The organism is Aeromonas sanarellii (genome assembly GCF_000820085.1).
In the GTDB taxonomy this organism is placed as follows: Bacteria; Pseudomonadota; Gammaproteobacteria; order Enterobacterales; family Aeromonadaceae; genus Aeromonas; species Aeromonas sanarellii.
Genome location: NZ_CDBN01000021.1, coordinates 1 through 14,120 on the forward strand (window position 1 = coordinate 1; position 14,120 = coordinate 14,120).

Annotated in this window: 11 protein-coding genes; 8 read left to right on the forward strand and 3 right to left on the reverse strand. The window is 62.5% G+C overall.

Going from position 1 to position 14,120, the window contains the following annotated elements:
• Positions 1-175 precede the first annotated feature (175 nt).
• From BN1132_RS19875 to BN1132_RS19880, 3 genes are all read right to left on the reverse strand, one after another.
• Positions 176-655, reverse strand: a complete 480-nt coding sequence (locus BN1132_RS19875; RefSeq protein ID WP_157005314.1) for a hypothetical protein — start codon at positions 653-655, stop codon at positions 176-178.
• Between the two features lie 286 nt (positions 656-941).
• Positions 942-1,706: a hypothetical protein gene (locus BN1132_RS03685; protein ID WP_042075143.1), complete on the reverse strand. Its 765-nt coding sequence runs from the start codon at positions 1,704-1,706 to the stop codon at positions 942-944.
• A 36-nt stretch (positions 1,707-1,742) separates the two neighbouring features.
• Complete coding sequence (locus BN1132_RS19880; protein WP_157005317.1) at positions 1,743-2,048, reverse strand: hypothetical protein; 306 nt, start codon at positions 2,046-2,048, stop codon at positions 1,743-1,745.
• A gap of 151 nt (positions 2,049-2,199) precedes the next feature.
• Between BN1132_RS19880 and BN1132_RS03690 the strand changes: the two genes are divergently transcribed.
• The 8 genes from BN1132_RS03690 to BN1132_RS03725 all read left to right on the forward strand — a co-directional run bounded on the left by BN1132_RS03690 (position 2,200) and on the right by BN1132_RS03725 (position 14,093).
• Positions 2,200-5,046, forward strand: a complete 2,847-nt coding sequence (locus BN1132_RS03690) for a tape measure protein (RefSeq protein ID WP_042075144.1) — start codon at positions 2,200-2,202, stop codon at positions 5,044-5,046.
• The gene (locus BN1132_RS03695; RefSeq protein WP_042075146.1) at positions 5,043-5,411 is read left to right on the forward strand and encodes a hypothetical protein; all 369 of its coding nucleotides are present in this window, start codon (positions 5,043-5,045) and stop codon (positions 5,409-5,411) included. The genes BN1132_RS03690 and BN1132_RS03695 overlap by 4 nt, the downstream gene beginning before the upstream one ends.
• Positions 5,408-9,028 (forward strand): hypothetical protein, encoded by a 3,621-nt coding sequence (locus tag BN1132_RS03700; RefSeq protein WP_042075147.1) that lies wholly within the window; start codon positions 5,408-5,410, stop codon positions 9,026-9,028. Before BN1132_RS03695 ends, BN1132_RS03700 begins: the two co-directional genes overlap by 4 nt.
• 115 nt (positions 9,029-9,143) lie before the next feature.
• Positions 9,144-10,316 (forward strand): hypothetical protein, encoded by a 1,173-nt coding sequence (locus BN1132_RS03705; protein ID WP_042075148.1) that lies wholly within the window; start codon positions 9,144-9,146, stop codon positions 10,314-10,316.
• A 3-nt stretch (positions 10,317-10,319) separates the two neighbouring features.
• Positions 10,320-11,471: a LamG domain-containing protein gene (locus tag BN1132_RS20220; RefSeq protein WP_244462906.1), complete on the forward strand. Its 1,152-nt coding sequence runs from the start codon at positions 10,320-10,322 to the stop codon at positions 11,469-11,471.
• Between the two features lie 22 nt (positions 11,472-11,493).
• Positions 11,494-11,898 (forward strand): hypothetical protein, encoded by a 405-nt coding sequence (locus BN1132_RS19165; RefSeq protein ID WP_052446999.1) that lies wholly within the window; start codon positions 11,494-11,496, stop codon positions 11,896-11,898.
• 27 nt (positions 11,899-11,925) lie between these two features.
• Positions 11,926-13,875, forward strand: a complete 1,950-nt coding sequence (locus BN1132_RS03720) for a hypothetical protein (RefSeq protein WP_042075150.1) — start codon at positions 11,926-11,928, stop codon at positions 13,873-13,875.
• The gene (locus BN1132_RS03725) at positions 13,872-14,093 is read left to right on the forward strand and encodes a hypothetical protein (RefSeq protein ID WP_042075151.1); all 222 of its coding nucleotides are present in this window, start codon (positions 13,872-13,874) and stop codon (positions 14,091-14,093) included. The genes BN1132_RS03720 and BN1132_RS03725 overlap by 4 nt, the downstream gene beginning before the upstream one ends.
• Positions 14,094-14,120 lie beyond the last annotated feature (27 nt).

Here is a 14,120-nt window from a genome sequence, read left to right on the forward strand (position 1 = left end):
TGATTTGGGCAACAACGCCCCCTGGATGGCGAGACTGCCCCCTTTTATGTGGACCGACCGGAGACGGCATAATCGTTATGGAAATAATAACGGCGGGGAGACCAGCCGTTATTATTATCTGAGCCGAAGAGTCAATTACACTGAGCCTAATAGAGTATTAGGCTGCATACATTAGTTAATAGCAGTACGTGAGGTTGCATATTTTATCATTTTGTCTTTTTGTCTCGTATGCAGCAGCTGCAGCAGCTGCAGCAGCTTGTGCTGCTGCTTCAGCTGCTTGAGCCTGTCTTTGCTGAATTTTCATACTTTCCACTTTCAATGCGAACTCTGCATCTTGTTGATAACCAGGGACATCAGGTCTTGGTAATGTGTACATTACTCCGTTGGGGAACTGCGTCATTGAATGTGAGGTTGGATAGACTTCACTTGCTCCGCTAGACCACTGAGCATGACAAGGAACAGTATTTAGTGTTCCGTTTTCTCGATTAGATTGGTCAACTTGGTATCGTAAGGTTGTTGGTGCATAACCTTTATTTACCCCATCGCAAATTACGGCAGCCCCTTGCGGCTCTGCGTTGTAGGTAATGTCGTAGGTCGATGCGCAACCAGATATAAATGCAGAAGCTATTAGAGGTAACAAAATATGTTTAAACATTGTGAAATTCTTTGTAAATCAATTGTGTGCGTTGAAAATATTTAAAGATTCATACTCATAGACATAGTTATCATACAAAGCGATTTTGGACTGAACCTGAATGGATGAAGCAAGAGCGGCTAACTAATAAATGGTCATGGCATCAATGATTGTAACGCATTGAAAATAAATGAGTATATGGATCTGACTGAGATGGTGTGATTTGTGGAGAATAAAAGCGGCGGGGAGGCCCGCCGTTTGTTTTCTGCTAACGTCCGATGACGCTGCGCTAATCGAACCTACGACGTTATGAAACAACACTGGATCGATTCCATATGTCCGTATAAATAGCCTTTTTGGCTGCTGCAATTGGTGATGAAAGGGGGATCAAATAGGTTGCTTTTTTATTACCGGCATCTTTGATCGAACCGCCCATTATCCAGGCTGAGTCGTCATCAACTAGGATGAGGCGGTCATGCAGCTCCTTGCTGGACCTGAGTTCGAATGAACTGTTGTACTGTAGACGATGTTTGCTAACGTAGGTCGCCACATCGGCAGCGTAGCGGTCTGCAAGGACGCGAACAGCAATACTAGAAGGAACCGATGATAGATAATCATTAAAGGCGGTGCCATCGAAATAGGGGTCAATTATTAAGAGTCCCTTCTTGGCACTATTTACGATGTTCTTCAGGTCGGTGAAGAAACGGTAAATATCTCCTGGCGCATAAGCACTTCCTATTTCACTTCGACCGTCCAGTTCTAGTTCCAACTTTAATTCCTCAATGGCGTCGAGAACCTGACCTTGAATCATATTTATCGCTGGTTTCCAATATTGGGCCAAAGTGGCATAGCTTGCTTTGAAGCTTGTTTGATGGCTGAGACCAAGGCGAGATAAGATAGCTCCGACGGTTGCTAACCATTGGCGCTGTGATGTGCTGACTTCGAAGATCGGTACGTCACCAAAGTTAGGTGCTTGTTCAAGGGCCTCACGCAGCTTGAGGAGTAAGATGTGTTTTTCAACCGGCCCGTCACCCTCAAGCTTTTTCATCATCCTCTGAAGTTCTGCTGACATTTTGCCTCCGATGCTATGAAATTTATTATGCGGTCGTTATGCTTCTGGACATGATTTAAGTTGGGTTATTAACGATGAGATGCTCCCAAGTGCCCATACAATATGCTGGGAACTATTGTGACCATTTGTAATATCATATCCAACGGCGGCACAGATATGGGTACAGGCATATAAGACCTTCTCTAGGGTGTAGCTATCGAAATCTTCTTCGACAGCATCAAACTCTGCTTGGATTGATCGCGTAGCGGCATACACAGCAGCTTTTTCGAACGCCGTGTTTGCCTGTTCGGCCAGTTTAGCTAGTTCCTTTAAACGGTTGGCCAATAACATTGGGTCATTCATGTAGGGTTCCTTTTGGGAGCTAAGTTTGGATAGCTCAGCGTACTCGAACGTTCGAGGTCTTCCTGTGACATATCTCTGTAAGATGCAATAAATTCCCCCGTTTCGCCATTCCTTCAAAATAGGGCATATCTGAATCTCTCAGGAATGCCCCATGTCCACCTCTTCCACCCTCAAACTCGCCCTGGAACTGGCGGCCAAGGTCACCGGCCGCGAGGACCTGGCCGCGCTGGCGGGGCAGGTGCAGGAACTGGGGCCCCTCTCGACCGAGACCGCCGTCGAGACCGAGCGCCTGGCGCAAACCCTGGAAACCCTGACTCAGCAGCAGGAGCTGATCGCTCAGTTCGAAGCCAGTGGCCGCGCCCTGACCCAGCTCGAACTGGCCATAGTGCTCTCCCGGGACCGCTTGGCCGAACTGCGCCGCGAGCAGCAGGGGGCGGCGGGTAGCGCTCGCCAGCTCACCGACCAGGAACGGCTGCTGGCCTCCGAGGTCAAGCAACTGGAGCGCCAATTGGTCGCCCAGGCGGCCAGCCATAGTCGCTTGCATGCCGGCCTCTCCCAAGCCGGGCTCGATACCCGCAACCTTGCCCAAGAACAAGCCAGGCTGCAGCGCGAACTGCGTGAGAGTGCGGCCCAAACCGAGCGGCTCGGGCGTTCATTGCAGCAGAGCAGTCAGCAGTCCAGCGGCTTTCACGGCAGCATCGGCAGCCTGACCGGTCGCTTGGTGGCCCTGGCCGGCACCTGGTTCGGGATCCAGACCCTCACCAACCAGCTGGTTGCCATGTTCAAGAGTGGCGATCAGGCCGAACGCCTTAGCGTCCAGCTCAAGGCAGTGATGGGCACCATTGAGGGGGGCAAACAGGCCTCTGCCTGGATCCAGGACTTCGCCAAGAACACCCCGCTGCAGCTCGACGAGGTGACCCAGGTCTTCGTGCGCCTGAAAGCCTTTGGTATTGACCCCATGAATGGCGCCATGCAGGGCATCGTCGATCAGGCCTACAAGCTCGGCGGCGGCTTCGAGGAGGTGCAGGGTATCTCCCTGGCGCTGGGCCAAGCCTGGGCCAAGCAGAAGCTGCAGGGGGAGGAGATCCTGCAACTGATCGAGCGTGGGGTGCCGGTGTGGCAACTGCTGGAGCAGGTCACCGGCAAGAATACCGCCGAACTGCAGAAGCTCTCGGAAGCGGGAAAACTCGGCCGGGACACCATCCAGGCCCTGATGAACGAGATCGCCGCCCAGTCGAGCAGGGCAGCGGCCAACAACATGAGCCTGCTCTCGGGGCTTATCTCCAACGCCCAGGACAACCTGGCCAAGTTCTACCGCATGGTGGCGGAGAACGGGGCGCTGACCTGGCTCAAGAACCAGCTGGCCAGCCTCAACCGTGAGTTCGACCAGATGGCCCAGGATGGCCGTCTGCAGGCGTGGGCCCAGCGGCTCTCCGATGGCATCGTTGGGCTTGGGGAGTCCATCAAGGCCTTCATCCAGACCGTCTATGCCTGGCGCGATGCCCTGCTGGTGATGGCCCAGGCCTGGTATGGCCTGAAAATCGCGGGCTGGATTGCCGATCTGCGCGGCCTCTATGGTCAGTTCATCGCCCTGCCGGCGGCGACGGCCACGGCGGCGGGTGGCATGACCACGGCAGGGACGGCGGCGGCCGCCGCCTCTATCGGGATGCAAGCCCTTGGGATGGCGATCAAGGGGTTGCTGGCCGCCGTCACTGTCGAGTCGATATTCCAGGTCATCCGCCTGGCCACCGCCCTCAAGGAGTGGATGCAGGCCGAGCTGGCGCTGCGAGAATCCCAGGCGTTGCGTGCGCAGACTCAGGCCCAGCTCAATGGCCAACTGGCTGCCCTCTCTGCCGAGCTGGGGGTGGCCATCACCAGCGTGGCGGATCTCGACCGTCTGGTCGCCGAGGGCAAGATCCATTACGACGAGGCGACAGGCAGTTGGCGAGCGGGGGCCGCCGCCATCCAGGCGCTCGGTACCGAGGCCAAGCAGACCCGCGACTACTTAGATGAGATCAATGCCGTCGCCAGGAAAACGGCGGCAGAGCTCCCCGCCACGCTGGGCAAGGCAGCCGAGACCCTGGGGCTGGACTTCGAGCGGGCCAATGGCCGTATCGGTGAGAGCTTCAAGGAGACCCTCAGCGCCCTGGATACCCTGGTGCAGCACAGCGGCTCCAGTTCGGCGGCCTGTGAGGAGTACCTGGCGGCGGCGTTCAACCAGGCGAAGAACAAGGCCGAGATCGACGCGGTGATCGAGCGCATGCAGGCAATGGCCAAGCAGGGTCAGCTCACCGGGGATGGCATCACCCGCTCCATGGCCGTGGCCGCTGCTGCTATGGACAAGGTGAAGGGGGGCAGCGGTGATGCCAAGACCGCTGTGGCGGCGATCGGCGATGGCTTCGATACGGCGGCCGCCAAGGCCAAGAGTGCCACCGATGCCATGCGCTCCAGCCTTCGCGGCGTACAGGATGAGGCGGAGCAGACCGGCAACGCCGTGGCGTCGGCAGGAGGCGGGGGCGGTGCGGGCGGTGGCCGGGGGGAGGTGACCCGCAGCGTGGGCGCCGGCTCCTTCTTCTACAAGACCGTGGACATCAACAACCTGCGCGGCAATGCCGATGCCCTGGCCAACACCCTCGCGGGCGTGGAAGAGGAGCTGGCCCGCTACAGCCAGAAGGTCAAAGACATTCCGGCCTACAGCGAGTGGAGCAAGTATTACGGCGAGAAGTTCCAGAAGGAGATGGAGGCCATGCGAACCAAGCTCCAGCAGGAACTGAGCAAGGCCCAGGCGAAAGAGACCCAGCAGGCGCAAGCCCCCACCTCGACCCCCAGCCAAGTCGGGCCATCAAGCCTGCCCCAAACCTCGTTCAATCCGGGGCAACCCCAGCGGATCATCATCGAGCTGCGTGCATCGAACGGTGCCAAGGCCGAGGTGCAGGCCGACGAGGCCAATGCCGCCGCCCTTATTCATCTCCTTAAACAGCAGGGACTGCGCTCATGAACGTCACCTTAAACGGGCTGCACCTGCCCGATGACCTCATCTGGCGAGACGAGTTCGACTGGGCCCCCGTCGAGCAAGTGGTCACGCCGACGCTCTCTGGCGCTCTCCTGGTCGAGGAAACGGCCAAACCGGAGGGGCGCCCCATCACCCTGGTGGGTCATTGCCCCCGTGCCACCGTGCTCGCACTCAAGGCGCTGGAGACCCAGGTGGCCCAGCTGATGACCCTGACCCTGCTGGATGGGCAGCAGCGGGAGGTGTTCTGGCGCAGGCCCGGTGTGGTAGCCACGCCACTGATCGAGATGGCCGACCCCGAGGCGGGTGAGCCCTATGCCTTGACCCTTAACTTCACCGAGGTGATCCGATGAGCATTCTTTCCGGCGACATCAAGCTGCTGGCCAGCCAGCGGCTGACGGATACCCCCGATGGTGGCGGCCGGGTGACCGGCCACGAGATCGTCAGCGGCGAGCACAACAGCCTGTTCCCCGACATCAGCGATCTCGACCGTGCCTATGGGGTGGTCAACCTGCGCAAGGCCTTCTTGACGGTGCAGACCGACAACACCGACACCTATTACGGCGCCAACACCACGGTGCTGCTGCCGCCGAGCGACCCGAACGTGGGGCTGTGCCTGATGAGCACCGAGGACCACCACGATACCCGCGCCGCCGCCCGTGACGTGCTGGAGCGCTACCTGGCCCGTGGGCCCAAGTGGCGCGGCTTCCTGTACGACACCCAGTTGGAAGGGCAGCGGGCGATCCGCTTCTTCCAGCGGGTCGAGGTGCGCCTGCCGGAGGTGGGGGAGACCCTGGTGCTGGTCGGCAACGAGGGCAAGGCCGGCGAGTTCGAGCAGTATGTGCGGGTGCTGGAGGTGACCCAGCAACTGGCCAAGTTCCAGATCCCCGGGGTGCCCGAGTTCACCCGCAACGTGGTGACCTGCAAGCTGGCGGATCCGCTGCGCTACACCTTCGAGGGGGAGCAGCCGACCCCCTATGACGTGGTGACCAACCTCAAGACCGCCCTGCGCGAGACCGTGGTGGCCGATGCGGCCAACTACTTCGCCACCACCAAGCTCGCGGAAAATGCGGCGTTCGGGGCCATGCAGGTGAAGGCCAAGACCATCTTCACCCAGCTGGTGCCGGCGGCCAGGAGCGAGACCCCGGCGGTGGATCTGACCGCCGCCGGCGAGCTGGCCAGCCTGGTGGATTCCGGCAAGGCCCTGGTCACCTTCTCGACCGTGGCCAGCATCGCCCCGAGCCGGGGCCTGTTCCTCGGCACCGGCGTCAAGCCGGGGACGCTCAGCATCACCATCGGCGCGGCCACCATCACCGACAAGGGGGGCGAGCTGGTTGTCGCCGGGTCTGTGGTGGGGGCCATCGACTATGGCCGGGGCCAGCTGGAGTTCAACGCCCAGTGCCCGAACTACGGCACCGCGAGCAAGAGCGTCAGTTTTTGGCCGGCGGCCCGCCCGTCGCGTATCGCCGACACGGCCCAGATCGAGATCAAGGCCAACAACCGGGGCTATGCCTACACCATCACCCTGCAGCCGACCCCGGCGCCGGGCACCCTGACGGTGTCGTTCATGGCGCAAGGCAAATGGTACGACTTGAAGGACAACGGCCGGGGCGAGCTGTTCGGGGCAGACAGGTCCTACGGGTCCGGTGTGGTCAATCTGGCCACCGGCTCGGTCATGCTGACCCTGGGGGCGCTGCCGGACGTGGACACGGCGATCCTGTTCAGCTGGGCCACCCCGGTCAACTACACCAACCGCAGCGGCCAGGCCATCAGCATCAGCAAGAGCGCCTGGCAGCTGCCCCACACCGGCATCACCCCCAAGAGCCTGATCCTGACCTGGGGCGCGGGCCTGACTGCCAACGATGCGGTGGGGGATGGGCGGATCCGGGGCGACATCACCGGCACCATCGACTACGCCGAGGGCATCATCGACCTGGAGCACATCACCCTGCCGGCACTGGGTCAGGAGTACGTGGCCCAGTACCAGTACGGCGAGCCGGTGACCGAGCGCCACATCGAGCCGGGGCGCCTCAGCACCCCCGGCCAGGTGGGGCACCTCTCCATCACCCTGGACGGGGATGGGGGCGGCGTCCACAACCTCACCCCGGGGTCGGTGCGGGTGAAGTTCAACGCGCTGTACGCCATCGTGGCAGCGTCAGAGCGGATCCTCTCCATCGAGAAGAAGGACCCCATCATCACCCTCACCGATGACGGCCAGGGCAATCTGAAAGATGCCAGCGGCAACGTGCTGGGGGCCATCGACTACAACGCCGCCACCCTGCATTTCATGCCGGACGGCACCGCCCTGCTGCCAGAACCCACCTACGCCTGGGTGCCGGCGGGCAGTCACCAGGACCCGGTGACGGGCACCTGGTACACCGACATGCGCTGGACCCTGACCGGCTTCCAGTACATCAACACCGCTTACACCTTCCCCGATGGCGAGGGGGGCTGGGTCGATGTGACCTACCGCAATAACAACAGCGCCCTGGCGCAAAATGCGACCCTGACCGCCCAGGCGCTGCGGATCGACGTGACCCCGGGCTATGCCGAGGCGATCCTGGAGGGATCGATGCGCTTCACCCTGGGCGGGTCCACCTACGTGGACCGGCAAGGGCTGCTCTACCGCGACCCGGATCCGGCGACCGGCGCCGGCATCCAGGCGGGCACCATCGACTACAGCAACGGGCTGGCGGTGCTGGCCGACTGGGCGGCGGGGCAGGGGGCCCAGCCGTCGCTGCAGTCCCTGGCCACCTCGTTCAATGTCCAGTCGGTGGACATGGTGACCTTCCGCACCCCCGGGGCCCCGGTGGCCCCGGGCAGCCTCTACCTCAGTGCCAACACCGCCACCGGCCGGCGCATCGAGGCGACGGCGGATGGGGACGGCTATTTCACCACCGCCGACATGGATGGTCGGGTGAACTACCAGACAGGGGTGGCGACGGTGCGCTTTGGCCGTCAGGTCACGGCCGCCGGCAACGAGGCCGAGCCCTGGTATGACGCCGAACTGGTGGGGGAGGACGGCAAGATCTGGCGGCCGCTTAGCGTGGTGGCCGATACCATCCGGTTCAACTGCGTGGTGTTCAGCTACCTGCCGCTCAATGCCGATGTCATCGGGCTGGATCCGGTGCGGCTGCCGTCAGACGGGCGGGTGCCTTTCATCCGCAAGGGCTACATCGTGGTGATCCACAGTACCCAGAAGGCGGCCTTCCCGCTGGGGGTGTCGGCGGGGCAACAGCTGAATGCCAATCGGGTGCGGCTGGCCCATGCCCATGTGGAGGACAAGGATGGCAAACAGCTGGCCACGTCGCTCTACAGCGTCAACCTTGACAGCGGCGTGGTGACGCTTGCCAGCCCGCTGAACCTGACCGGTTACGCCGAACCCCTCTACGTGGTGCATCGCATCGAGGACATGAGCCTGGTCACTGACGTGGAGATCTCGGGCAGGATCAGGCTGGCCAGGCCCCTGTCCCACGACTACGACGCCGCCGACACCCTGGTGTCGAGTGCGCTCATCATCGGCGACTTGTGGGCGCGCTATACCGGCCTGTTCGATCAGAAAAGCTGGACCAATGTCTGGTCTGATTACCTCATCGGCGACCAGTCCACGGCGCAGTACAACGACACCGACTACCCGATCCTGGTCACCAACCGCGCCACCCTGCAGGAGCGCTGGGCCATCATCTTCAACTCCAGCACCACCTTTGTGCTGGTCGGGGAGCATGTGGGCCAGATCGCGGTGGGGGACGTGAACACCGACCTGGCGCCCATCAACCCCAACAACGGCCAGCCCTATTTCCTGCTGGATCACCGGGGCTGGGGGGCGGGTTGGTCGAGCGGCAACGTGCTGCGCTTCACCACCCAGGCGGCGGCTTATCCGCTCTGGGTGATCCGCACCATCCTGCAGTCGGTGGCGGCGCAAGAGACCGACAAGTTCGAGCTGCAGCTGCGGGGCAACGTCAACCGCTGACAGGTAGCAGTGCAGGAAAGTTACGGCGCCGAGGGCCTGCACCCCGCCGACGCGCCAGCCACTTAACCGGGTGGGGCAATCTGCCCCACCCCGATTGATCCAACTGGAGAACACCATGGCTACTTTTCCCGTGAAATGGTTTGCCAGCAACATGCAGGGGGCGCCCGCCATAACGGACAGCACGGCGGGCGGATTGGCCGCGCTGCTCAAGGCGGTGCTGGTGACCGGGTTCGGCACCCTCACCGTCAACAGCCTGGTATGGGATGCCACCGAGAACGCCGCCAAGGCGACCATCAGCGCGGGTCATGCCTACAAGCAGGACTCGGTGATCGAGGTGGGCGGGGCCAGCCCTGCTGCTTACAACGGCGAGCACCGAGTCAAGAAGGTGAGCACCACCGAAGTGTGGTTCGAGCTGGACGGGGGCAACCCGGGGAGTGCCGGCAGCGGCACCATGTCGATGAAGGTGGCCTCGCTCGGCTGGACCCTGACCCACGAGAGCGCAGACGGCATGGTGGCCATCTACCGCCCGACCGATGTATCGGCATCTGGGAACGTCAGTCTGCGTATCGACAACACCGCCTTTACCGGCTGGACGGGCACCGCCCAGTGGCTCGCCAAGGTGCAGCTGGTCGAGGATGTGGTGGACATCAACACCTACACCCTGATCTACGACCACCGCTGGCCCGCGACCCAGAACTTGTCCGACAAACGCTGGGATCTGATCGGCGATAGCCAGTTGTTCTACTGGCTGCCCGCCTATGGCACCCACAATTTTCAGGCGCTCTATCTGTTTGGTTACCTCAAATCGGTGCGCCCGGGTGACCGTTACCACGCCATTCTGGCGACCTACCCCCAAGCGGATGCCAGCAATACGAGCCGCCGCTGGGATAGCTCGTCGTCGTACTTGAACAACCTGTTGACCTTCGATGACTCCAACCACCGCGCCATGGCTCGGCCATACAGCCAGTTGTTTGGCGTCACGAACTGGTTGATCAAGGGGCTGTTCACCCGGTTCGGCTACGGCCTGCCCGTTCCTAACGGGCCGGATAACGGCATGTATTTCACCTCTGGGCCGTTCATGGTGCTGGAGGCTAATAGCCACCTGCGGGGGTATATCCCGGGCCTTATCCAGCCGTTTGGCACCGTTTCCGCCTGGAGTCGGAAGAACTTCGCCAACATGCCGGCCTTCCCCAACAAAATAGTGCGGTTTATACAGGCCGCCTATACCGAGAACTATAACCAGACACCCGTCTTGATTGGCTTCGATCTGACTGGGCCGTGGAGGTAAGTCATGGCGAGCGATCAGGCACTGCGGGATCTGATACTGGCCAGCAACCCCATTGGTTACTGGCCGCTGGACAACATCGCCAATCTTGGGCTGGACGCCACGGCGAACGGCAATAACGGCACTCAATCCGGGTCATTCAGTCAGACGGTCAAGACGCTGTTCGGGATGGACATCACCATGACGCAAGGCGGTGCATCCGCCCTGGTCGTGATCCCGGACCGGGCCGAGTTTCGGGGCAACAAGATCAGCATCGAAATGATAGTGGCCGGGGTGACCGATACCAACCTGGTGGCGTTCGAGCGGGGCGGCAGCAACCGTAACTGGTCGGTGCAATCTATTTCATCGGCCCAGGTTCCGGGGCAGCAGGGCGAGATCTCGACGTTCTTGGGCACACCGTCTACCCCCAACATTTTCTACGGTGGGGCATCCTTGCTGCCTGCCGTCGCGCATATCGTGCTGATGATCGACGGGACCACGCTAAAGACCGCAACCAATGGTTCGATTAATGCTGTCTCGCTGGCGACCGGCTCAGGGACTCAGTTAGATCAAGGCGCGATCCCGTTACACCTGTTTTCCCGTGGCGGGAGCTTTGGGATTAATTTCCCCATTGCCCATGTCGCCATCTACAACCGGATTTTGACCGATGCCGAGATCCTGGCCCGCAACCAATTGCTGCTTGGTGCCATGCCGTGGTTGGCAGTGCCTATTCAGCCCCTGCCAGCCAATCAGGAGCCGCGCAGCGTATTCCAGCCGCAGGACGTGGCGTGGCGGGGTAGCCCAGTGGCCATGTATGGGGGGCCCACGCCAGTCATCCAGATAGACCCAGACCTCCTCTGTCAGGGGCTCGATCAGTTCTGGCTGCGTGATGGGGTCCAGAACGTGCTGCAGGGCTATATCGAGAGCACGGTCACCATCGACGGGGAGGGGGTCGCCCGCCGGGTGCTCTGCTTCGACCAGGCGGGCAACCTGGTCGGCGAGACCATGAGCCGGGCCAGCGATGGCAAATACAGGTTCGATCTCTTGTGGCTCAACCGCCGCTATATGCTGGTCGCCCAGGACGATCCGGCGTTCGGCCCCGCCGACTACAACGCCGTGGCGGCCGACTTCCAGCTCCCCACCCCCTACGCCCCCGGTGAGGGGGTCGGCCTGGCCTGATAGGGCCGTACCAGGAGGTACTATGTTCACGTATGCAGATGCCCTGCGCACCAGCCGCGCCCAGCTGCTGGCCAGCGCCATCGACCAGGGCAGCGCGGGGCCCGCGACCCTCAAGATCTACACCGGCACCCGCCCCGCCCCGGGGGCGGCCGTCACCAGCCAGGTGCTCTTGGTGACGCTGCAGTTCACCCACCCTTGCGCCCAGAGCGTGACGGGCGGGGTGCTGACGCTCAAGCCCCTGGCCGAGCAGATGGTCACCGCCAGCGGGGTCCAGTCCTGGGGGCGCATCGCCAACCGGGACGGGGGCTTTGTGGCGGATCTCGACGTGGGGCCACCGGAGAGCGGCGCCGACATCGAAATCCCCGCCAGTGAGCTGTTCACCGGCGCCATGGTGCGCATCAACGACGCCATCTTTACCGAACCCTAACCGCTCCCCGTGAGCCACGAGGTCAGCATGGCCAGAACCGACGCCCGGCTGGAGTTGCAGAAGGCCCGCAAGGCCAACGCCACCCTGGAGCTGAACCCGCTCCAGGTGCAGCGCTATGCGGCCGTGCTGCGGGGGACCAGCCTGCCGCCCAGCCTGACCTGCTCCCCGGGCCTGGTGCTGCCGAGCGCACTGCAGGGGGCGGGGCCCGCGACCCAGGCCAGCCTGGCGGTGATACCGGTTTACCCGGCTGCCCTGCTGGCCACGGCGCCGCAGCCGGCGGTCGAGTTCGGTGCCGCCGTGGTCATCGAGGCGACCCTGGCCAGCACGGCTCGCCCCCTGCTGCCTGCCATCGAGGCCGGCCACGACATCAACGTGTTCAGGGGCCCCAGCCACACCAGCACCGATCATTTCGAGCGGGCCGCGCTGGTGACCCGGGCAGTGCAAAGCGACTGGCAGCAGCCAGCCCTCGTTCCCGCCCCCTGTCAGAGTCATTGGCAGGAGGCCCGCCCCCTGCAGAGCGAGTGGACCGGCCTGGCCGAACAGCTGCCCCGGGAGGATGGCACCGTGCGGGTGCCGTTCGACGAGGGGCAGGCCCTCGGCGCAAGCAATGGCCATGGGTTCGACAGCCTGCCCCCCGGCCATGCCGTGACCCGCTCGCTCTGGGTCGAGGGGGCGCCGGTGGGCCGCTGGCAGGTGAGCGGGTTTCGCAACCCCCCGCGCCAGGACAAGGAGTGGCAAGCCGACAGATGGCAGGAGGCCACCCCGATCGGTTTCACCCTGGGCGGCCAGCGCTGGCAGTTCGGCCTGCAGCTGCACAAGGGCTGGCTGTCGCGCTGGGAGGAGGCGATGCAGCCCCCCTGGGGGACCAGCCCGCCCCCCAAGCCGCCCATCAAGCCGGAGCGGCCGGACAAGCGCACCAAGGCACTGGTATTTGGCCGGCACCGAGGGAATGCCTCCCTGGAGTTCGTCTGGTTCGGACAGGCTCAGATTGTTATCCCAACCCGGAGGGTTTATCTGGTGAGCAACACAGCAAGCATTGTGCGGGTGAGGGATGGGGTCGATATTCCAACCACCTCGCTGAGCATCGAACTCGATACCGACTCCTGGGCCTGGCAGTTCACGGCCCAGATCCCGCGCATCGCGGCGGCGGCCATGACGGACGAGGAGGAGGTCAGCATCCACGTCAACGGCCAGCAGTGGGACTGCGTATGCGACGGCTGGCAGTCGAGCGAGAGCTTTGGCCGGCAGTCGGCGACCCTGACCGGTCGCTCTCGCACCGCTTATCTGTCGCCGACCCATGTACTGGCGCAAGCGGTGAGCGAGAGCGCCTTGGCCACCATGGCCCAGCTGGCGGAGGCGTTGTTGCCGTTTGGCTGGACCCTGGATTGGCAGGCACCGGACTGGCTGGTACCGGCAGGCTTTTTCAGCCTGGACAACCAGACCCCCATCGAGGCGATCAAGTACCTGGCCGAGGCGGCAGGTGGGTTCGTGCTGCCGCACCAGCGCGATCGGCACCTGGTCATCAAGCCGCGTTATCCGACCGTACCCTGGCAGCTCGACGGGGCGCTGGCAGACGTGGCCATCCCCCGCGCCATCGTCACGACCCTGGGCAGCGACTTCCAGCCGGGGCAGGCGGCGAACGGGGTCTGGGTCAGTGGTGGTCATCAGGGCATCAGCGCCCGGGTGCTGCGCCAAGGCACGGCAGGGGAGAAACAGGCACCGACCATCACCCACCCGCTGGTGTGCGATGTGGTGGCGGCCCGTGCCCAGGGGGTGGTGGCCCTGGCCAAGACCATGCCGAAGCGCCTGCAGGCCATCGAGCTGCCGCTATCGAACGACACCGGACTCATCTTGCCGGGGGCGTTACTCGCGGTGGATGGCTGGAAGGGTTTTAACCGGAGCGTGCGGGTCTCTGCAGAGCTGCAGGACAGGGCTATGAAGGTACGCCAACAACTGAGCGTGGAGCGATTTGTATGAACCTGTTCAAACAGTTCCTGGAGCTGGTACCCGGTGCCGACCCTTTGCTGGTTGGTACCGTGACCGCTGTCGGTGCCACGACGACGCTGCAAACGATGGGGGGCGGTGTGGTGGTGGTGCGAGGGGGAGGGGTGGCCATCGGCCAGAAGGCGTTCTACCAGAGTGGTGCTATCATAGGGCCCGCTCCTGATTTACCAACCTATGAAATCGAGGTTTAAACCCCTGTTAAGCGTCTTTCAAACTGG

What these genes read in the sequence shown, in the direction of transcription:
- BN1132_RS19875 (WP_157005314.1), bottom strand. Translation starts at nt 655, where the DNA reads ATGTTTAAACATATTTTGTTACCTCTAATAGCTTCTGCATTTATATCT.
- BN1132_RS03685 (WP_042075143.1), bottom strand. Translation starts at nt 1,706, where the DNA reads ATGTCAGCAGAACTTCAGAGGATGATGAAAAAGCTTGAGGGTGACGGG.
- BN1132_RS19880 (WP_157005317.1), bottom strand. Translation starts at nt 2,048, where the DNA reads ATGAATGACCCAATGTTATTGGCCAACCGTTTAAAGGAACTAGCTAAA.
- BN1132_RS03690 (WP_042075144.1), top strand. Translation starts at nt 2,200, where the DNA reads ATGTCCACCTCTTCCACCCTCAAACTCGCCCTGGAACTGGCGGCCAAG.
- BN1132_RS03695 (WP_042075146.1), top strand. Translation starts at nt 5,043, where the DNA reads ATGAACGTCACCTTAAACGGGCTGCACCTGCCCGATGACCTCATCTGG.
- BN1132_RS03700 (WP_042075147.1), top strand. Translation starts at nt 5,408, where the DNA reads ATGAGCATTCTTTCCGGCGACATCAAGCTGCTGGCCAGCCAGCGGCTG.
- BN1132_RS03705 (WP_042075148.1), top strand. Translation starts at nt 9,144, where the DNA reads ATGGCTACTTTTCCCGTGAAATGGTTTGCCAGCAACATGCAGGGGGCG.
- BN1132_RS20220 (WP_244462906.1), top strand. Translation starts at nt 10,320, where the DNA reads ATGGCGAGCGATCAGGCACTGCGGGATCTGATACTGGCCAGCAACCCC.
- BN1132_RS19165 (WP_052446999.1), top strand. Translation starts at nt 11,494, where the DNA reads ATGTTCACGTATGCAGATGCCCTGCGCACCAGCCGCGCCCAGCTGCTG.
- BN1132_RS03720 (WP_042075150.1), top strand. Translation starts at nt 11,926, where the DNA reads ATGGCCAGAACCGACGCCCGGCTGGAGTTGCAGAAGGCCCGCAAGGCC.
- BN1132_RS03725 (WP_042075151.1), top strand. Translation starts at nt 13,872, where the DNA reads ATGAACCTGTTCAAACAGTTCCTGGAGCTGGTACCCGGTGCCGACCCT.